The sequence below is a fragment of the Janibacter sp. GS2 genome, assembly GCF_051200835.1.
Taxonomy (GTDB): Bacteria; Actinomycetota; Actinomycetes; order Actinomycetales; family Dermatophilaceae; genus Janibacter.
Genome location: NZ_CP195161.1, coordinates 1,160,082 through 1,179,287 on the forward strand (window position 1 = coordinate 1,160,082; position 19,206 = coordinate 1,179,287).

Annotated in this window: 18 protein-coding genes and 3 tRNA genes; 18 read left to right on the forward strand and 3 right to left on the reverse strand. The window is 71.5% G+C overall.

Annotation, left to right across the window (positions count from 1 at the left end; genetic code table 11):
- Positions 1 to 2: 2 nt before the first annotated feature.
- The 8 genes from ACR9E9_RS05670 (at position 3) to ACR9E9_RS05705 (ending at position 12,624) form a co-directional block, all read left to right on the forward strand.
- Positions 3 to 1,538 carry a class I adenylate-forming enzyme family protein gene (locus ACR9E9_RS05670; protein ID WP_435202550.1) on the forward strand — a complete coding sequence of 512 codons (1,536 nt, stop codon included), beginning with the start codon at positions 3 to 5 and terminating at the stop codon, positions 1,536 to 1,538.
- An 18-nt stretch (positions 1,539 to 1,556) separates the two neighbouring features.
- Positions 1,557 to 2,780, forward strand: a complete 1,224-nt coding sequence (locus tag ACR9E9_RS05675) for an acyl-CoA dehydrogenase family protein (protein WP_435202552.1) — start codon at positions 1,557 to 1,559, stop codon at positions 2,778 to 2,780.
- A complete protein-coding gene (locus ACR9E9_RS05680; RefSeq protein ID WP_435202554.1) occupies positions 2,773 to 3,942 on the forward strand; it encodes an acyl-CoA dehydrogenase family protein in 1,170 nt (389 codons plus the stop codon). The genes ACR9E9_RS05675 and ACR9E9_RS05680 overlap by 8 nt, the downstream gene beginning before the upstream one ends.
- Complete coding sequence (locus ACR9E9_RS05685; RefSeq protein ID WP_435202556.1) at positions 3,939 to 5,009, forward strand: acyl-CoA dehydrogenase family protein; 1,071 nt, start codon at positions 3,939 to 3,941, stop codon at positions 5,007 to 5,009. Before ACR9E9_RS05680 ends, ACR9E9_RS05685 begins: the two co-directional genes overlap by 4 nt.
- 32 nt (positions 5,010 to 5,041) lie before the next feature.
- A complete protein-coding gene (locus ACR9E9_RS05690) occupies positions 5,042 to 6,238 on the forward strand; it encodes an acetyl-CoA C-acyltransferase (protein ID WP_435202558.1) in 1,197 nt (398 codons plus the stop codon).
- A gap of 24 nt (positions 6,239 to 6,262) precedes the next feature.
- A complete protein-coding gene (locus ACR9E9_RS05695; RefSeq protein WP_435202560.1) occupies positions 6,263 to 9,460 on the forward strand; it encodes a carboxyl transferase domain-containing protein in 3,198 nt (1,065 codons plus the stop codon).
- Between the two features lie 13 nt (positions 9,461 to 9,473).
- Positions 9,474 to 11,150 carry an AMP-binding protein gene (locus tag ACR9E9_RS05700; RefSeq protein WP_435202562.1) on the forward strand — a complete coding sequence of 559 codons (1,677 nt, stop codon included), beginning with the start codon at positions 9,474 to 9,476 and terminating at the stop codon, positions 11,148 to 11,150.
- A gap of 121 nt (positions 11,151 to 11,271) precedes the next feature.
- Complete coding sequence (locus ACR9E9_RS05705; RefSeq protein WP_435202564.1) at positions 11,272 to 12,624, forward strand: MFS transporter; 1,353 nt, start codon at positions 11,272 to 11,274, stop codon at positions 12,622 to 12,624.
- Positions 12,625 to 12,688: 64 nt separating this feature from the next.
- Here the strand turns inward: ACR9E9_RS05705 and ACR9E9_RS05710 are convergent, their stop codons facing one another.
- Positions 12,689 to 13,183, reverse strand: a complete 495-nt coding sequence (locus ACR9E9_RS05710; RefSeq protein ID WP_435202566.1) for a YajQ family cyclic di-GMP-binding protein — start codon at positions 13,181 to 13,183, stop codon at positions 12,689 to 12,691.
- A 92-nt stretch (positions 13,184 to 13,275) separates the two neighbouring features.
- Here ACR9E9_RS05710 and ACR9E9_RS05715 point away from each other — a divergent pair.
- The 10 genes from ACR9E9_RS05715 (at position 13,276) to ACR9E9_RS05760 (ending at position 17,646) form a co-directional block, all read left to right on the forward strand.
- Positions 13,276 to 13,358, forward strand: a tRNA-Tyr gene (locus ACR9E9_RS05715).
- Between the two features lie 138 nt (positions 13,359 to 13,496).
- Positions 13,497 to 14,111: a DNA-3-methyladenine glycosylase I gene (locus tag ACR9E9_RS05720; protein ID WP_435202568.1), complete on the forward strand. Its 615-nt coding sequence runs from the start codon at positions 13,497 to 13,499 to the stop codon at positions 14,109 to 14,111.
- Position 14,112: 1 nt separating this feature from the next.
- Positions 14,113 to 14,574, forward strand: a complete 462-nt coding sequence (locus ACR9E9_RS05725) for an acyl-CoA thioesterase (protein WP_435202570.1) — start codon at positions 14,113 to 14,115, stop codon at positions 14,572 to 14,574.
- Between the two features lie 70 nt (positions 14,575 to 14,644).
- Positions 14,645 to 14,717, forward strand: a tRNA-Thr gene (locus ACR9E9_RS05730).
- A 37-nt stretch (positions 14,718 to 14,754) separates the two neighbouring features.
- Positions 14,755 to 14,828 (forward strand) — tRNA-Met (locus ACR9E9_RS05735).
- A 173-nt stretch (positions 14,829 to 15,001) separates the two neighbouring features.
- Positions 15,002 to 15,172 carry a 50S ribosomal protein L33 gene (gene rpmG / locus ACR9E9_RS05740; RefSeq protein WP_435202572.1) on the forward strand — a complete coding sequence of 57 codons (171 nt, stop codon included), beginning with the start codon at positions 15,002 to 15,004 and terminating at the stop codon, positions 15,170 to 15,172.
- Positions 15,173 to 15,282: 110 nt separating this feature from the next.
- A complete protein-coding gene (locus ACR9E9_RS05745) occupies positions 15,283 to 15,729 on the forward strand; it encodes an FAS1-like dehydratase domain-containing protein (protein WP_435202574.1) in 447 nt (148 codons plus the stop codon).
- Positions 15,730 to 15,731: 2 nt separating this feature from the next.
- Positions 15,732 to 16,166: a MaoC/PaaZ C-terminal domain-containing protein gene (locus tag ACR9E9_RS05750; protein WP_435202576.1), complete on the forward strand. Its 435-nt coding sequence runs from the start codon at positions 15,732 to 15,734 to the stop codon at positions 16,164 to 16,166.
- Positions 16,166 to 17,242, forward strand: a complete 1,077-nt coding sequence (locus ACR9E9_RS05755; protein ID WP_435202578.1) for a UDP-N-acetylmuramate dehydrogenase — start codon at positions 16,166 to 16,168, stop codon at positions 17,240 to 17,242. Before ACR9E9_RS05750 ends, ACR9E9_RS05755 begins: the two co-directional genes overlap by 1 nt.
- Before the next feature lie 92 nt (positions 17,243 to 17,334).
- Positions 17,335 to 17,646: a hypothetical protein gene (locus ACR9E9_RS05760; protein WP_435202580.1), complete on the forward strand. Its 312-nt coding sequence runs from the start codon at positions 17,335 to 17,337 to the stop codon at positions 17,644 to 17,646.
- A gap of 6 nt (positions 17,647 to 17,652) precedes the next feature.
- On the opposite strand, the gene ACR9E9_RS05765 is transcribed toward ACR9E9_RS05760, so the two are convergent.
- Together ACR9E9_RS05765 and ACR9E9_RS05770 are read right to left on the reverse strand one after the other, a co-directional pair.
- On the reverse strand, positions 17,653 to 18,717 hold the full coding sequence (locus ACR9E9_RS05765) for an adenosine deaminase (RefSeq protein ID WP_435203585.1): 1,065 nt from the start codon (positions 18,715 to 18,717) through the stop codon (positions 17,653 to 17,655).
- The gene (locus tag ACR9E9_RS05770; protein WP_435202582.1) at positions 18,714 to 19,199 is read right to left on the reverse strand and encodes a DUF5709 domain-containing protein; all 486 of its coding nucleotides are present in this window, start codon (positions 19,197 to 19,199) and stop codon (positions 18,714 to 18,716) included. Before ACR9E9_RS05770 ends, ACR9E9_RS05765 begins: the two co-directional genes overlap by 4 nt.
- Positions 19,200 to 19,206 lie beyond the last annotated feature (7 nt).

The window sequence follows — 19,206 nt, forward strand, 5'->3', positions numbered from 1 at the left end:
TGATGGACAACGCCGTCCGCCTCGTCTGGAACGGGGCCCAGAGGCAGCCCGGTGCGTTGGCCCTGCGCGAGGGCGAGCGCTCGTGGACCTTCGCCGAGCTGCGGGCCGGGGTGCAGGGTGCCATGGCGCAGCTGCGAGAGCGGGGCGTCGGCCCGGGCGATCGCGTCCTCATGGTCGTGCCCACGAGCGCCGAGTTCGTGCTGACCTACCACGCACTTCTCGCGCTCGGGGCCACGGCGGTCACCGTCAACCCGCTGTGCACCCCGCGCGAGCTGACCCACTTCGTCGAGGACTCCGGCTGCACGTCGGCGCTCGGGTGGCACGAGGGCAGCGCTGCGGTCGCGACGACCGTCGAGGCCGCCGGGATCCCGCTGTGGATCCTCCGGCCGGGCTGCGTCGTGGCCGCCGAGGGGAGTGGGGAGGGCCGGGAGCCCGCGGAGGTCGACATCGACGACGCCGCCGTGCTCCTGTACACCTCGGGCACCACCGGTGCGCCGAAGGGGGCCGTCCTCACCCACGGCAACCTCCTGGCCTGCGGGTCCTCGCTGGCCGAGGCACTCGACCTCACCGCGGACGACCGGTTGGGCACGGCCCTGCCGCTCTTCCACGTCTTCGGGCAGGCCGCGGTGATGTTCACGATCTACTCCGCCGGTGGGTCCCTGTCGCTGCTGCGTCCCTTCGACCCGGCGGCCCTGCTGCGCATGGCGGCGGAGCAGCACCTCACCGGGCTGGCCGGGGTCCCGACGATGTGGAATGCGATGCTCCACGCCGAGACCGACCTCACGGCCGACGACCTCACCGACCTGCGTCTGGCGTGCTCGGGCGGGGCCGCCCTTCCCCTCGAGGTGGCCACGGCCTTCCGCGAGCGGTTCGGCGCGACGGTCCTCGACGGCTACGGGTTGAGCGAGACGACCGGCGCGGCGACCTTCAACCGATCCATCCACCCGCGCAAGGAGATGAGCGTCGGTCGTGCCCTCACGGGGTGCCGGCTCGCGATCCTCGGCGAGGACCGCGCCCCGGTCCCCCCGGGGGAAGCGGGAGAGGTCGCCATCAGCGGCCCGGTGGTCATGCGCGAGTACTGGAACCGTCCCGAGGCGACCGCCTCGGTCCGGCACGACGAGTGGTTCCTCACCGGGGACGTCGGACGGATGGACGAGGACGGCGACCTGTGGATCGTCGACCGCAAGAAGGACCTCGTCATCCGCGGCGGGTACAACGTCTACCCCCGCGAGGTCGAGGAGCTGCTCTTCGCCCACCCGGACATCCTCGAGGCCGCCGTCATCGGGATCCCGGACGAGCGTCTCGGTGAGGAGGTCGCCGCGGTGATCTCGCCCCAACCGGGCGCCCACATCGACCCGAGCGACCTGCGCGCCTGGCTCGAGGAGCGGCTGGCGGCCTACAAGGTCCCGCGGGTCTACCAGCTCGTCGAGGAGCTCCCCAAGGGCGCCACCGGGAAGATCATCAAGCGGTCCCTGGACCGCGCCGACATCGCCAGCAGCGGTGACCGGCCCTCCCGGACGACCACGACCACCCACTGACACGAAGGGAGCGCCACCATGGACTTCAGCGCCGACACGACGACCACCGACCTGCGGGAGCGACTCGCCCGCTTCATGGACGAGCACGTCTACCCGTCCGAAGCCGCCTACCAGGAGCAGATCGACGCCCACCCGGACCGGTGGTCGCCACCCCCGGAGATCATCGACGGTCTCAGGGAGGAGGCCCGCAGCCAGGGGCTGTGGAACCTCTTCCTCCCCGGTGACGACGGTGGCGCCGGCCTGACCAACCTGCAGTACGCACCGCTGTGCGAGCTGCTCGGGCGCAGCCTGCACATCGCGCCCGTCGCGACGAACTGCGCCGCCCCCGACACGGGCAACATGGAGGTGCTGACGATGTTCGGCACCCCGGAGCAGAAGGAGGAGTGGCTCCAGCCCCTGCTCGAGGGCCGGATCCGATCGGCCTTCGCGATGACCGAGCCCCGCGTGGCCAGCTCGGACGCGACCAATGTGGAGACCTCGATCGTGCGCGACGGCGACGAGTACGTCATCAACGGCCGCAAGTGGTACATCTCCGGCGCGATGAACCCCAACGCACGGTGCCTGATCGTCATGGGCAAGACCGACCCGGACGCCGACCGCCACCGGCAGCAGTCGATGATCCTCGTGCCCCGGGACACCCCCGGCGTCGAGGTGCGCCGCGGGATGAAGGTCTTCGGGTACGACGACCGTGACCACGGCGGCCACGCCGAGATCGACTTCGTCGACGTGCGCGTCCCGGCGAGCAACCTCATCGGCGAGGAGGGTGGCGGGTTCGCCATCGCCCAGGCCCGACTCGGTCCCGGCCGCATCCACCACTGCATGCGCCTCATCGGCATCGCCGAGCGCTCGCTCGAGCTGATGATCGACCGGGCGGCCAGCCGGGTCGCCTTCGGCAAGCCGCTGTCCGACCAGGGCGTGATCCGGGACTGGATCGCCGAGTCCCGCGTGCGCATCGAGCAGCTGCGACTGCTGACCTTCAAGGCCGCCTGGCTCATGGACACCGTGGGCAACAAGGGCGCCCACACCGAGATCCAGGCGATCAAGATCGCGGCTCCGCAGAACGTGGAGTGGATCCTCGACAAGGCCGTGCAGGTGCACGGTGCCGGGGGCCTCAGCCAGGACTACCCGGTCGCCGAGTGGTATGCCCAGGTGCGCACCCTGCGCTTCGCCGACGGCCCCGACGAGGTGCACAAGAACGCCCTGGCCCGCCACGAGATCCGCCGGAGGACCGCCCATGCCTGAGCTCGCCCAACGGGTCCGTGATCTCCTGGCGAGCCACGACCCGACGACGACGGCTCCTGCCACGTTTCTCGGTGCCCGGTTCGACGCCGGCCTCGCGTGGGTGCACTTCCCCGAGGGGTCCGGCGGCCTGGGGCTCTCCCGCGGCCGCCAGCTCGAGGTGGACGCCCTCCTCGCGGAGGCCGGCGCGCCCGAGCCCGACTTCGGGCGCAACAGCATCGGGCTGGGCATGGCCGCGCCGACGATGCTCGCCTTCGGGAGCGAGGAGATGCAGCGGCGCCACCTGCGTCCACTCTTCGCCTGCACCGAGATCTGGTGCCAGCTCTTCAGCGAGCCGGGAGCTGGTTCGGACCTGGCCGGCGTGGCCACCCGGGCCGTTCGGGACGGCGACGAGTGGGTCGTCGACGGGCAGAAGGTGTGGACCTCCGGCGCCCACAACGCCCAGTTCGCCATCCTCCTGGCCCGGACCGACTCCTCCGTGCCCAAGCACGCGGGCCTGACCTACTTCATCGTCGACATGTCCGACCCGGGCATCGAGGTGCGCCCCCTGCGCCAGATCACCGGGGAGGCGGAGTTCAACGAGGTCTTCCTCTCCGGGGTCCGCATCGACGACCGCAACCGTGTCGGCGCCGTCGGCGAGGGCTGGAAGGTCGCCACGACGACCCTGAACAACGAGCGCGTCGCGATCGGTGCCGGCAGCGACCGCGAGGCCGGACAGATCGGCATCGTCACCGAGCGGTGGCGCCGCGAGCCGCAGCTGCGCACACCCGGCCACCACGTCGAGCTGATGCAGTGGTGGGTCGAGACCGAGGTGACCCGCCTGGCGGGGGAGCGGCTGCGTCAGCAGCTTGAGGCCGGGCAGCCCGGTCCGGAGAGCTCGGCGATGAAGCTCGCCTTCGCCCACCAGGCGCAGGAGGTCAGCGGCTTCGCCCTCGAGCTCGATCCGCAGGAGGGGCTGACCTACGACGACTGGACGATGGTGCGCACCTTCTCCGGCTCCTTCCTCGGGCGTGGGCCCGGCTTCCGCTACCTGCGGGCCAAGGGCAACTCCATCGAGGGTGGCACGAGCGAGATCATGCGCAACGTCGTCGCCGAGCGTGTGCTCGGTCTGCCCCCGGACCACCGCCCCGACAAGGGGATCCCCTTCAAGGACGTGCCACGATGACCGACCTCCTCTACACCGACGTCGAGGAGTCCCTGCGCTCCAGCGTCCGCGCCACCCTCCAGCGCAGCCTCGACGACGGTCTCGTCGCCCGCCTCTTCGACGAACCGCAGACCGATGTCAGCGGGATCTGGCAGGCGCTGGCCGGGCAGCTCGGCCTCGCCGGCCTGCTCGTGCCCGAGTCCCTCGGTGGTCTCGGCGCGGGCCCGCGCGAGGCGGCCGTCGTCCTCGAGGAGCTGGGACGGACCGTCGCCCCGACGCCCTTCCTCACCAGCGCCGTCATCGCCACGACCGCGCTCGTCACCGCAGGTGACGAGCAGGACCTGCCGCGGCTGGCGACCGGCGAGGTCACCGCCGCGCTCGTCCTGCCGTGGACGGCTCGCAGCGGTGCGTGGGCCCCGGCCAGCGGCACGGTTGAGCCGGTCGCCGGAGCGCTGGGCGCCGACCTCCTCCTCGTCCCCACCGCGGGCGAAGGGGGCCGTGTCTCCCTTCGTGTCCACGGCCGGGACGAGGTGCAGACCGAGGCGATCACCTCCCTCGACATGAGCCGGCCCCTGGCCAGGGTGACCCCCCTCGGCGGGGGCCGGGAGATCGCCTCCGGCGACCGGGCCGAGCAAGCCGTCGACGCGGCCCTGGGCGCGGGGCAGGCGCTGCTCGCCTCCGAGCAGCTCGGTCTGGCCCAGTGGTGCCTCGAGACGACCGTCGAGTACGCGAAGACCCGGGTCCAGTTCGCCCGCCCGATCGGGTCCTTCCAGGCGATCAAGCACCGCCTGGCCGACCTCTACCTGCTGCTCGTCAACGCGCAGGCCACCGCCCGGCACGCAGCCGGGACCCTCGCCGAAGGCGACCCCGACCGCCACATCGCCCAGGCGGTCGCCCAGGCCTTCTGCTCCGACGCCGCCGTGCGTGCCGCCGAGGAGGCACTGCAGCTCCACGGCGGGATCGGCATGACCTGGGAGCACCCGGTGCACACCCGCCTCAAGCGAGCGAAGTCCGACCAGCTCGCCCTCGGCACACCCGAGCGACACCGAGCCGACCTCGCGCGGCTCGTCGACCTCCCGGCACACTGACCACCCATCCCTTCACACCAGGAGTGACCATCATGCGCGAAGCAGTCATCGTCTCCACCGCACGCACCCCCATCGGTCGTGCCTACCGTGGTGCCTTCAACGACACCCAGGCCCAGGAGCTCATCGGGCACGCCGTGCGCCACGCCGTCGAGCGCGCGGGCGTCGAGGGTGGGCGGATCGAGGACGTCGTCATCGGCGCTGCGATGCAGCAGGGCTCGACCGCGATGAACATCGGCCGTCAGGCGGCGCTGCGGGCCGGCCTGCCGACCTCTGTCGCGGGGATGTCCGTCGACCGCCAGTGCGCCAGCGGGCTGATGGCCATCGCCACGGCCTCCAAGCAGGTCGCCTTCGACGGCATGGATGTGGCCGTCGGTGGTGGTGTCGAGTCGATCTCGCTGGTGCAGAACGAGCACATGAACACCTACCGGGCCCAGGACCCGTGGCTCGTGGAGCACGTGCCGGCGACGTACATGTCGATGCTCGAGACCGCCGAGGTCGTCGCCAGCCGTTACGGGGTCTCGCGTGAGCAGCAGGACGAGTACGCCCTGGAGTCGCAGCGTCGCACGGCCGCCGGCCAGGAGTCCGGCGCCTTCGACGACGAGATCGTGCCGCTGCCCTCGACGATGCTCACCAAGGACAAGGCCACCGGTGAGATCGGCTCCCAGGAGGTGACCCTCGCCAAGGACGAGGGCAACCGTCCGGGCACGAGCATCGAGGACCTGACCAAGCTCAACCCCGTCCTGGCCAAGGACGGCAGCGAGGGCTTCTCGATCACCGCGGGGAATGCCTCGCAGCTCTCCGACGGGGCCTCCGCCGCAGTCGTCATGGAGGCCGCCGAGGCCTCCCGCCTGGGGTTGACCCCGCTGGGTGCCTTCCGGGGGATGGCCGTGGCCGGGGTCGAGCCCGACGAGATGGGCATCGGTCCGGTCTACGCGGTGCCGAAGCTGCTGGGGCAGCACGGGCTGAGCGTCGACGACATCGATCTGTGGGAGCTCAACGAGGCCTTCGCCGTGCAGGCCCTGTACTGCCGTGACCGGTTGGGCATCGACCCGGCGAAGTTCAACGTCAACGGTGGCGCCATCTCCGTCGGCCACCCCTACGGCATGAGCGGTGCCCGCATGGCCGGTCACCTCCTCATCGAGGGTCGTCGCCGGGGCGCCCGGTACGGCGTGGTGACGATGTGTGTCGGCGGTGGCATGGGGGCAGCCGGCCTCTTCGAGATCCTCTGACCGCACCACCCCCTGGAGCTGCTCGTGTCCGTCTTCGTCGCCAACCGTGGTGAGATCGCCGTCCGCATCGTCCGGGCGGCGCGGGAGGTCGGCCTCCCGGCCGTCGTCGCCGTGACCCGGGCGGAGGTGGACTCGCTGGCCGCCCGACTCGCCTCAGCGGTCCACGTCCTGCCCGGCGAGGGGGCAGCGGCCTACCTCGATGCCGCGGCCCTCGTCGCGGGAGCGCGGGAGCACGGGTGCGAGCTGCTCCACCCGGGGTACGGCTTCCTCAGCGAGAACCCGGAGCTGGCCAGGGCCTGCGCCGGTGCCGGGCTGACCTTCGTCGGGCCCGACCCGGCGCTCCTGGAGCTCTTCGGGGACAAGGGCCGAGCCCGGCACGCCGCGCAGGAGGCAGGCGTCCCGGTCCTGCCCGCGACCGCCGTGGGCCTCACCGAGCAGGATGCCGTGGCCTTCGCCGAGGAGCACCGCCCGGCCGGGGTGATGGTCAAGGCAGCGGCCGGTGGCGGCGGGCGCGGCATGCGTGCCGTGCCGGCCGGCGAGTCGGTCGCCGAGGCGTGGCAGCGGGCCCGGTCCGAGGCCGAGCGCAGCTTCGGCTCGGGCGAGCTCTTCGCGGAGCTGTACGTCGAGCGGGCCCGCCACATCGAGGTCCAGGTCGTCGGCGATGGCGAAGGGGGAGTCACGCACCTGGGCGAGCGGGACTGCTCCTTCCAGCGTCGCTTCCAGAAGGTCGTCGAGATCGCCCCGGCGCCGCAGCTGCCCGAGCAGGTGCGGGCCGACCTCGCGGAGGCCGCCCTCCGCCTGCTCACCGACCGCGGCTACCGGGGGCTGGCGACCGTCGAGTTCCTCGTCGACGCCGACGACCCGACCCGCTGGTGGTTCATCGAGGTCAACCCGCGGCTGCAGGTCGAGCACCCGGTGACCGAGCTCGTCACGGGCGTCGACCTCGTGATCACCCAGCTCCGGCTGGCCGGTGGCGAGTCCCTCGCCGCGCTCGACCTGGCCACGCCCCCGAGGACGAGCGGCTCGGCGATCGAGCTGCGGGTCGCCGCCGAGCGGACCGGCGCGAACGGCGAGGCCGTGCCCGCGCAGGGGGTCGTGTCCGAGGTGTCCCTGCCCACGGGTCCGGGGGTGCGGGTGGACACCCACCTCGTCGAGGGGACCCGTGTGGACGGGGCCTTCGACTCCCTCGTCGCGAAGGTCGTCACGCACAGCCACAGTGGCTTCGCCGGGGCGCTGCGCAAGGCGCAGCAGGCTGCCGGGGAGAGCCTCATCGGCGGGGTGGAGACCACTCTGCCCGTGCTGCGGGAGCTCCTCGCCCACGAGGACGTCGCCGCATGGAGGGTGACGACGCAGTGGTTCGGCCGCAGCGGCATCGCCGAGGCCGTCGCAGCCACCGGCCGACCGAGCGGTCTCGACGGGGTCGTCACCGCGCAGATGCCCGGCACGGTCGTCGCGGTCCTCGTCGAGGACGGGCAGCACGTGGCGACCGGCACACCCCTGGTCGTCGTCGAGGCGATGAAGATGGAGCACCTCGTCCCGGCGCCGGTGAGCGGGACCGTGGCCACCGTCCACACCCGGCCGGGAGGGGCCGTCGCCCCGGGTGATCGGCTCGTCGAGCTCTCCCCGGACGACGAGCAGGTCGACGCCGGGGCGGTCGACGACGGGCCCGACCTCGACTCCGAGCGCGAGGACCTCCTCCGCCTGCGCGAGCGTCGCGACCGGCGGATGGACGCGGCGCGGCCCGAAGCGGTGGCTCGCCGGCACGACCGCGGGCACCGCACCGCTCGGGAGAACATCGCCGACCTCTGCGACGACGACGGTTTCGTCGAGTACGGCGGATTCGCCGTCGCGGCCCAGCGGGCGCGCCGCAGCGAGGAGGACCTCATCGCCACCACCCCGGCGGACGGGATCGTCACCGGGATCGGTCGGGTGAGCGCCGCACCCTCCGTCGAGGACCCGCGGTGCGCGGTCCTCGCCTACGACTACACCGTGCTCGCGGGGACCCAGGGCTACCTGAACCACAAGAAGACCGACCGCCTCCTCGAGATCGCCGAGGAGCAGCGGCTGCCCGTCGTCCTCTTCGCCGAGGGCGGCGGCGGGCGCCCGGGAGACACCGACACGACGGTTGCGAGCGGGCTGGATGTGCCCACCTTCGCGACGATGGGCCGACTGAGCGGGCTCGTCCCGACGATCGGCATCGCGGCGGGTCGCTGCTTCGCCGGCAATGCGGCACTCCTCGGGTGCTGTGACGTGATCATCGCGACGCGCGACTCGACGATCGGCATGGGTGGCCCGGCGATGATCGAAGGGGGTGGCCTCGGGGTCTTCCGGCCCGAAGAGGTCGGGCCGATCGACGTGCAGGGCGGCAACGGGGTCGTCGACGTCGTCGTCGAGGACGAGGCCGAGGCGGTTGCCGTCGCCCGGCAGTACCTCGGGTACTTCCAGGGCCGGCACGAGCAGTGGAGCTGCGCGGACCAGCGACTGCTGCGCCACGTCGTCCCCGAGAACCGGGTGCGCTCCTACGACGTCCACCGGGCGATCGACACGATCGCCGACGAGGGCTCCGTCCTCGAGCTGCGGGCGGGCTTCGCCCCGGGGGTGGTCACCGCCCTGGTGCGTGTCGAGGGGCGTCCGATGGGTCTCGTGGCCAACAACCCGCACCACCTCGGAGGGGCGATCGACACCCCGGCCGCGGACAAGCTCGCCCGATTCCTGCAGCTGTGCGACGCCCACGGTCTGCCGGTCGTGTCCCTGTGCGACACCCCGGGCTTCATGGTCGGCCCGGAGCACGAGCGGACCGCGACGGTGCGTCACTTCGCGCGACTCTTCGTCATCGGCTCGCACCTGCGGGTGCCCATGGTCACCGTGGTCCTGCGCAAGGCCTACGGGCTGGGCGCGCAGGCCATGGCCGCCGGAGGGTTCCACCGACCGGCGGCGACCCTCGCCTGGCCGACCGGCGAGGTCGGCGGGATGGGGCTGGAGGGCGCCGTCCGGCTCGGCTACCGGCGTGAGCTCGACGCGGTGAGCGACCCGACCGAGCGACGCGAGCTGGAGCAGCGCCTCCTGGCCGACATGTACGAGCGGGGACGGGCCGTCAACGCCGCGGCGGTCGTCGAGCTGGATGACGTCATCGACCCCGCGGACACCCGCCGCTGGATCCTCGCGGCGATGTCGACCGCGGTCCCCGAGGGCGTGCCGTCCCGGTACGTCGACACCTGGTAACGAGGGAGCACGCATGGACTACACGCAGCACGTGGCCGAGATCCGCCGCCGACAGGACCGCGTCCGGCCCGCTGGCATCCCGCGCGAGGTCGTCCACCCCCTGGGTGACCTCACCGTGCCCGAGTACGTCGACGCGTGGGCGCAGCGGCAGCCGGAGCAGGCCGCCGTGGTCCACGACGACGTCGTCATCGACTACGGGGACCTCGCCGAGCGTCAGGCCCGCTGGGCCGGGTGGTTGCGGGCGAAGGGGGTCCTGCCCGGTGACCGCGTGGCCGTGCACCTGGGGAACGTCCCCGAGTTCGTCGTCGCGATGCTCGGGACCCTGCGGGCGGGTGGCGTGCACGTGCCCGTCAACGCGATGTTCCAGCACGCCGAGCTCGTCCACGAGCTGTCCGACGCGGAGGTCTCGGTGGCCGTCACGAGCGCCCCTCTGGCACAGCGCCTCTGCGAGGCAGCCGCGGAGGCGGGGGTGCCGACGGTGGTCGTCCTCGCGGACGCGGCGGACCCCCTTCCCGCCGTGCCCGGGGTGAGCGTGCACCGATGGTCCGAGGCCCTCGCGGCCGCGCCCCTGGCCGAGCCCGCCACGGACCTCGATGCGCTCGCGGCCCTCAACTACACCGGGGGCACGACCGGGGTGCCGAAGGGCTGCGAGCACACGCAGCGGCACATGGTCTACACGGCAGTGAGTGCCGCCGGGGCCAATGGCTTCGAGGGGACGCGGATCGTCTCGCTGTGCTTCATCCCCGTCTTCTGGATCGCGGGGGAGGACCTGGGCATCCTCATCCCGCTCGTCATGGGTGGGACGGCCGTGCTCATGGAGCGTTGGGACCCTGCGGCGGTCGTCGACCTCGTGGAGCGCCACCGGGTCACCACCACCGCGGCCACCGTGGAGAACTACCTCGACCTGCTCGAGGTGCCCGGGGTCGCCGAGCGGGACCTCTCGTCCTTCACCGCGCCGATGACCATGTCCTTCATCCGCAAGCTCACCCCCGAGATCCGTCGGCGCTGGGCCGAGGTCGTCGGCCCCCACTCCGTCATCCGTGAGGGTTCGTACGGCATGACGGAGAGCCACACGGTCGACGTCGTCCCCCACGGCTTCCACCGCGAGGACCACGACCTGCTCACCCAGCCGGTCTTCTGCGGCCTCCCCGTGCCGGGCACGGACGTCATCGTCGTCGACCCGGTGACGGCGGAGCCCGTCGAGGTCGGCGGGCCCGGAGAGATCCTGCTGCGCAGTCCGTCGATCATGACCGGCTACTGGCGCAACCCGGAGGCGAGCGCTCAGCAGCTGCGTGACGGGTGGCTGCACACCGGAGACACCGGCTACCTCGACGAGGACGGCTGCCTGCACTACCTGGCGCGGACCAAGGACATGATCAAGGTCAAGGGGATGAGTGTCTTCCCCGCGGAGGTCGAGATGTTCCTCATGCGTCACCCCGACCTGGCCTCCGTGGCCGTGGTGCCCGCTGCCGACGAGGCGACCGGCCAGCGCCCGGTGGCCTTCGTGGCACTTCGCGACGGGGCGACGGTCGGCGCGGACGAGCTGGGGGAGTGGGCCCGTGGCCAGATGGCCGGCTACAAGGTCCCGCTCATCGAGGTGCTCGACCAGTTCCCGATGACCGACACGGGCAAGATCCGCAAGGCCGCGCTGCTGGACCGGGCGCAGGACCTCGTGTCCGCGCTCGGCTGACCCGGGAACGACGGGCCCCGGTCCCGGCCTACTGCGCAGTACCCGCCGGCGACCCTTGACACGGACCTGAATTCAGGTTCAATATGAACCCGAATCATCCTTCACCCAAAGGAGTCCCCACATGTCGGTCTCGACACCGCCGTCGGATCTGATCCACCGCACCGCGACCAAGAAGGCGTTGACGCGCCTCGTCCCGCTCCTCATGGCCGCGTACTTCATGGCCTTCGTCGACCGGACCAACGTCGGTCTGGCGAAGACCTCGCTCGAGGTCGACGCCGGCATCGACGCCGCCGCCTACGGGCTGGGCGCGGGGCTGTTCTTCGTCACCTATGCCTTCCTCGAGGTGCCGAGCAACCTCATCCTCCACCGCATCGGCGCCAAGGTCTGGATCAGCCGGATCGCGGTGACCTGGGGACTGCTGACCATGGCGATGATGTTCATCTCCAGCCCGACGGTCTTCTACGTCCTGCGCCTCCTGCTCGGCGCCGCGGAGGCCGGGCTCTACCCGGGGATCATGTACCTCATCACCATGTGGTTCGCGCAGAGGGACCGCGCCATGGTCGTCGGCCTCATCCTCACCGCCTCCTCGGTGGCCTTCATCGTGGCCAACCCCATCGGTGGGGCGATCATGAAGATGGAGGGCATCGGCGGGCTCCACGGCTGGCAGTGGCTCTTCGTCCTCGAGGGGATCCCGACGGTCCTGCTCGGCATCATCATCTTCTTCGCCCTGCCCAACTCGCCGCGCGACGCCTCGTGGCTCGAGCCCGAGGAGGCCGCCGAGCTGACGCGACGGGCCGTGGGTGACGAGGGCGCCCAGGTGGAGTCGGGCCCCGGCGCGATCATCCGCAACGCGATGTCCAAGCCCTTCCTGCTGACCATCGCCGCCATCTACTTCATGAACCAGATCGCCACCTACGGCGTGATCTTCTTCGTCCCCTCGATCGTCGAGGCGATGGCGGTCACCGACTCCTTCATGATCGGCCTGATCTCCGGGGTCGTCGGGATCGGTGCCGTCATCGGTGTCGTCTTCGTCCCGCGCATCCTCAAGAAGAACCCGGGCAAGGAGGTCGTCCTCATCGGCTTCACCACCGCGGCGGCGATCGTCTCCGCGCTGCTCTTCATCATGGTGAGCGATCCTGTGGCGCAGATGATCATCCTCAGCGTGACGATGCTCTTCATCGTCGGTGTGCAGCCGCTCTACTGGTCGGTGCTCATGGCCCGACTCGGTGGCGTGGCCGCCGCGGCGGGCCTGGCCTTCGTCAACACGATCGGGCTGACCGGGGCCTTCGTCGGCCCCTACGCCTTCGGGCTCACCGAGGAGGCCACCGGGTCGCCCTCGTCGGGCCTGTGGGTGCTCGTGGCGGCCACCGCCATCGGCCTGCTGTGCGTGCCGCTGCTGCGCGTGCTCCTCGCGAGCCACGACCGGGAGCACCCGGTCGGCGATCCCGAGGAGTCCGTCCCCAGCGCGCTCTGACCGCTGCACGACGCACCCGGCCGTGGCGACAGCCGTCGCCACGGCCGGGTGCGTCGTGCCGTCGTCAGCGGTAGTTGACGTACTGCAGCGCGACCTCGAGGTCCTTGCCCTTGAGCAGGGAGATGACCTCCTGGAGCTCGTCCCGGGACTTGCCGGTGACCCGCAGCTCGTCGCCCTGGATCTGTGGCTTGATGCCCTTGGGGCCCTCGTCACGGATGATCTTGGAGATCTTCTTCGCGTTGTCCTGGTCGATGCCCTCCTTCGTCGGCCCGGAGAGGACGTACTCCTTGCCGGAGGCCTGCGGCTCCTTGTCACCGAAGTCGATGTTCTTCAACGAGACACCGCGGCGGATGAGCTTGGACTCGAAGACGTCGACGACGGCGAGCACGCGGTCGGCGCTGCTCGCCTTGACGACGATGGTCTCGCCGCTCCACTCGATGGACGCCCCGACCCCCTTGAAGTCGTAGCGCTGGGAGACCTCCTTGGCGGTCTGGTTGAGCGCGTTGTCGACCTCCTGGCGGTCGACCTTGCTGACGATGTCGAAGCTGCTGTTGGCCATGTGCTGGGGGCTCCTCGGGTGGCGGTTCTCAGCGCGGATCCAGTCGGATTGCGCTGTTGGGCGGTCGACTTGCTATCCTTCCATGCGCACGAGGCAGGTTGTCCGAGCGGCCAATGGAAACGGACTGTAAATCCGTCGGGTTATCCCTACGAAGGTTCGAATCCTTCACCTGCCACCGAGGTGCACTGCGAGCCCCGAGCCGGATTCCGGCCCGGGGCTCGCGGCCTTTTCTCCTCCACCGCGGGTGGGGCGACGCGACCGGGACGACGGGGGAGGTCGGGTCGCCGGGGCTCCGGTGGGGCACGATGCGGGCATGGACGTGACGATCGGGGACGACGGACTGGCGCGGCCCGCGTGGGCGGGGTCGGATCCGATGCTGCGCGAGTACTACGACACCGAGTGGGGGATGCCCGTCCGCGACGAGCGCGGGCTCTTCGAGCGGCTGAGCCTGGAGGCCTTCCAGTCCGGGCTGTCGTGGGCGACGATCCTGCGCAAGCGGGACAACTTCCGCTCCGCCTTCGCCGACTTCGACCCGGACCGTGTCGCGGCCTTCGGTGACGCGGACGTCGCGCGTCTCCTCGGGGACGCCGGGATCATCCGCAACCGCGCCAAGATCGAGGCGACGATCCGCAATGCCGCCGCGACGATCTCCCTTCGGGGCGACGTCGGACTGGCGGACCTCATCTGGTCCTTCCGTCCCGAGCGCACGCCGACGCCGCGCACGGCGTCCGAGGTGCCCACGACCTCCGACGAGTCCCGGGCCATGGCCTCGGAGCTCAAGCGCCGCGGGTTCTCTTTCGTCGGCCCGACGACCGCCTTCGCCCTCATGGAGGCGGTCGGCATCGTCGACACCCACCTGCTGGGCAGCCACCGTCGTGGTTCCTCGGGTCTGTGGCGAGCGGATGGCGCGCCGGTGCAGGATGGGTGACGTGAGCGAGGCCTTCGAGAGAGACACCTACCCCCACTGGGTCACCGTGCCGACCCGGTGGAGCGACAACGACCAGTTCGGGCACGTCAACAATGCCGTGCACTACACGGTCATGGACACGACGATCAACAGCTGGCTCCAGGCGCACGACTTCGACGTCACGAAGGACGGGGGGACGATCAATCTCATCCCCGAGACCGGGTGCCGCTACTTCGCCGAGATCGCCTACCCGGACGCCTTCGAGGTGGGCCTGCGTGCGCTGCGCGTCGGCCGGTCGAGCGTGGGCTGGGAGTGCGCCCTCGTCCGCAGGAGCGATGGTGAGCTCGTGGCCCTGGCCACCTCCGCGCACGTCTTCGTCGACGCGGTGACGCGACGTCCGAGCGCCGTTCCCGAGGCGTTGCGGCCCCATCTGGTCGGGCTCATGACGGGGTCGCGTCAGGAGGCGGCGAGGTCGATTTCATGAGCACCGCCTGAGGCGTGTAATCTCTCCCGAGGTCATCCACCGTGCGGCCGGTTCGGTCAGCGGTGGACCCGCCCCCTTAGCTCAGTCGGCAGAGCGTTTCCATGGTAAGGAAAAGGTCGTCGGTTCGATTCCGACAGGGGGCTCGGGTCCGGCCCGTGCAGTGCACAGGTCGACCGCCAAGGCGGGGTAGCTCAGTTGGTTAGAGCGCACGACTCATAATCGTGAGGTCGGGGGATCGAGTCCCCCTCCCGCTACGCACCGCCACGAGGCGCCGTCACCATCGGATTTCCGGTGGGGCGCATCGTGGATTATTCTTGTGCGTCGACGTGTTGTGCCCGCTGAGGGCCGACACCACGCACCTCCCGCCCAGCGCAGACCGGCGCCAGGCGAGTACCACCGATGAAGTGTCTGAGAGCAGGTTCCTACCGTGGCCACGAAGAGCGCCGACGTCCGCCCCAAGATCACCATGGCGTGCACGGAGTGCAAGGAGCGGAACTACATCACCAAGAAGAACCGCCGCAACAACCCCGACCGCATGGAGCTGGCGAAGTTCTGCCCGCGCTGCCGCACCCACACGCAGCACCGCGAGACCCGCTGAGGTCAGCGCACCCGTAGCACGACCAGAAGCGGCCGCCGAGCACCTGCTCGGCGGCCGCTTCTGGTCGTGGCGTGCGCGTCGTGCCCCACGAGTTCCCTAGACTGGGTGGCATGGCCGTGAACGAGGACTTCCTGGGGCGGACGTACCCGCCCACCCAACCCTTCGTCGTCGGGCGTGAGCACATCCGCGACTTCGCCCAGGCGGTCGGTGCGACCGACCCGGTGCACCACGACCTCGAGGCGGCGCGGGCCGCCGGCTACGCGGACCTCGTCGCTCCGCCCACCTTCGCGGTGATCCCCGGCCAGCGCACCGATGCCCAGTTCGTCGCCGACCCCGAGGCGGGCGTCGACTACACCCGGGTCGTCCACGGCGAGCAGCGATTCACCCACCACCGACCGGTCGTCGCCGGTGACGAGCTGCGCGGCGTGCTGCACATCGACGCGATCCGGGGCGCCGGCGGGCACCAGATGGTGACCATGCGCAGCGAGATCATCGACGCGGCCGAGGAGCCCGTCGCCACGAGCCTGTCGACGATCGTCGTCAGGGGAGGGGAGTGAGCGTGGTCGAGCACAGCATCCGCCGCTTCGACGAGGTCAGCGAAGGGGAGTCCCTCCCCGAGCGTCGTGTCCCGGTGACCCGGGCGACCCTGGTGCACTATGCCGGGGCCTCGGGGGACCGCAACGTCATCCACTGGGACGAGCGCACCGCCCAGGCGGTCGGTCTGCCCGATGTCATCGCCCACGGCATGTGGACGATGGGCGCCGCAGTGCAGGTCGTCACCGACTGGGTCGGCGACGCGGGGCGCATCATCGACTACGGCACCCGCTTCACCCGTCCCGTGGTCGTCCCGCACGACGGTGGCGCGAGCATCGACGTCTCGGGCCGCGTGACCACCCTCGACCCGGAGTCGAAGCAGGCGAGCATCGAGCTCACCGTCACCAGCTCCGGCGAGAAGGTCCTCGGCCGCTGTCGGGCGACCGTCCAGCTGGACTGATGGCGACGACCGACCACGGTGCCCCGCTGGCGCCGCTGACGACCATGCGCGTCGGGGGCCCGGCCGGGAGCCTCGTCACCGCGCAGACCACGGACGAGGTCGTCGAGGCCGTCCGCACCGCAGACGACGCGGGGACCCCCCTTCTCGTGCTCTCCGGCGGGTCCAACCTCGTCATCGCCGACGAGGGATTCCCGGGCACGGTCGTGCGGATCGCGACGCAGGGCGTGCGCGTCGAGTCCGCGGACCACTGCGGAGGTGCCGAGGTGACCGTCGCCGCCGGGGAGGACTGGGACGGCCTCGTCGCCCGCGCGGTGGCCGAGGGGTGGTCCGGGATCGAGGCGCTCTCCGGCATCCCCGGGTGCACCGGGGCCACGCCGGTGCAGAATGTCGGCGCCTACGGTCAGGAGGTCGCCCAGACGATCGCCCGGGTCGTCACCTGGGACCGCCGTGAGCAGCGTCAGCGCACCTTCACCAATGCCGACGCGGGCTTCACCTACCGACACTCCGTCTTCAAGGCAACCGGGAGGTACGTCGTCCTCGAGGTGACCTTCCAGCTCCTCCTCGCCGACCTCTCTGCGCCCGTCGCGTACGCCGATCTCGCTGCCCATCTCGGGGTCGAGCAGGGTGAGCGGGTGCCCCTCGCCGATGCGCGCGAGGCCGTCCTCGCGCAGCGCGCGAAGCGCGGGATGGTCCTCGATGCCGCGGACCACGACACGTGGAGCTGCGGTTCCTTCTTCACCAACCCGATCTTGCCGACCGAGCAGATGGACGCCCTCGAGGTCCGGGCCGCTGAGCGCCTCGGCCCCCACGGGCCGACTCCCCCGCGGTTTCCGGCCGGGACGGGGCGGGCCAAGACGAGCGCGGCGTGGCTCATCGACCGGGCGGGTTTCACCAAGGGCTACGCGATGCCCGGGCCGGCAGCGCTGTCGACGAAGCACACCCTCGCCGTGACCAACCGCGGGGCCGCACGGGCATCGGACGTCGCCGCCCTGGCCCGCGAGGTGCGCGACGGGGTGCACGACGCCTTCGGCGTCACCCTCGTCAAGGAGCCGGTCTTCGTCGGGCACGAGCTGTGATCCACAGGCGCTGACCGCTCGCGCTGCCGATACGGCCGTCCTCTTCTACGCTCGCACCCAGAAGCGGTCACGCATACGGGGGAGGAGCCGGAATGGCACGTGGACAGGCGAGCACGGACACGACGCGAGGCGTCGACGAGCTGGCCCAGGCAGTGCGCCGCACGATCGTCGCCAAGGGGTACGACGAGGTCCGGGAGAGCCCGGACGGACGGGAGTTCCACTTCGTCACGAGGAAGAGCGCGCTCAACTGGGAGCTCGACGGGGTCGCCACCGTGACCCCCGGGGGCAGCGGCTCGGTCCTTCTGGTCACCCTGTCCGGGCGCGCCGGCTCGCCCAGGGCGCTCATGGACGGATGGAAGACCCGCAAGGCGGCGGAGAAGCTGGCCGCCGAGATCGCCGACTGACGCGGGTCAGGTCACGGTGGCGGCAGGAGCGGCCAGCCAGGCGTCGATGTCCTCCAGGGCGCGTCGGGTGACCCGCTCGGGGGCTTCGCTCGCCCGGAAGGACGAGCGGGCCAGCTCGGCGAGCTGCGCGTCGTCGAGCCCGTGCACCGCGCGGGCGGTTTCGTACTGCGCGAGCAGCCGGGAGTCGAAGAGCAGCGGGTCGTCGGCTCCCAGGGCGATCGTGGCGCCGGCCTCGATGAGTGTGCGAAGGGGGACGTCCCCGGGCCGGCGATAGACCCCCAGGGAGACGTTGGAGCCGGGGCAGACCTCGAGGGCCACCCCCGCCCGGACGACCGCCTCGAGGACACGGGGGTCCTCCACGCTGCGCACCCCGTGACCCAGGCGGGTCGGGCGGAGCGACTCCAGCGTCTCCGCGACGGCGCCGGCCCCGAGCAGCTCACCCCCGTGCGGGACGAGGGCGAGGTCGGCGCGCCGGGCGATGTCGAAGGCCCGGGCGAAGTCGCTCGTCGTCCCTCGCCGCTCGTCATTGGACAGGCCGAAGCCGATGACCTCACCCGGGCCCCGGCCGGACAGCCGGGCCGCGAGCCGGGCCAGCGTGCGTGCGTCGAGCGGGTGCCGGGTGCGGCTCGCGGCCATGAGCACCCCGACCCGGGCCGAGCCCGTCTCGTCCGCGGTGGAGCTCACCTGCCGGGCCTCGTCGAGGACGATCTCCATCGCCGGGGTGATGCCACCGACGAAGGGGGCATAGGAGGTCGGGTCGACCTGGATCTCGAGCCAGCGGGAGCCCTCCGCTCCGTCGTCGAGGGCGGCCTCGCGCACGATGCGACGCAGGTCCGCCTCGCCGCGCACGCAGTGCCGGGCGGAGTCGTAGAGCCGTTGGAAGCGGAACCACCCGCGCTCGTCCGCGGCGGACAGCCGGGGCGGGTAGCCGTCGCGCAGGGAGTCGGGCAGCCGCAGGCCGAGGTCGTGCGCCATGTCGCGGACGGTCTCCACCCGCATGGAGCCGGTGAAGTGCAGGTGGAGGTGGGCCTTCGGCAGGGTCCGTAGGTCCCGACCCGTCGCCGAGGTCAGGTGTCGTCCCCGTCGCGGATGACGTGCACGGCTGCCTCCTCCGCGGAGGCGGCGCCGCCATCGACCCCGACGTCCCGGCCCCAGGCCTGGTCGTCGTCATCCTCGTGGCTGCCCTCGTCGGGGCTGACCAGACGGCCGGCGCGCGCGTCCCCGACCTCCTGGTCACCGATCCAGTCGTCTTCGGCCGCGATGGCGTCGGGGTCGTCGCCGCCGACGGTCTCCGAGTCCTCCTCCGGGGACCACGGCGGGTCGGGGTCCTCCTGCTTGCGGCGCTCGTCGATCGACTCGTGGGTGGCCTGCTCGGCAGCCGTGACGCCGTGGGCGTACGAGCCGCGCGCGGAGTCGGGCGGCGAGTACCCGGCGTCGAGCGCGTCCTCGTCCTCCCGGCCGCTTCCGATCAGGCTGTCGCCGGGCTGGAGCTGATCCTCGTCATCGAGGCTGTAGCTCGTCAGGTCGGTGTCCAGGTCCTCACGCTCGGCCATGACTGGC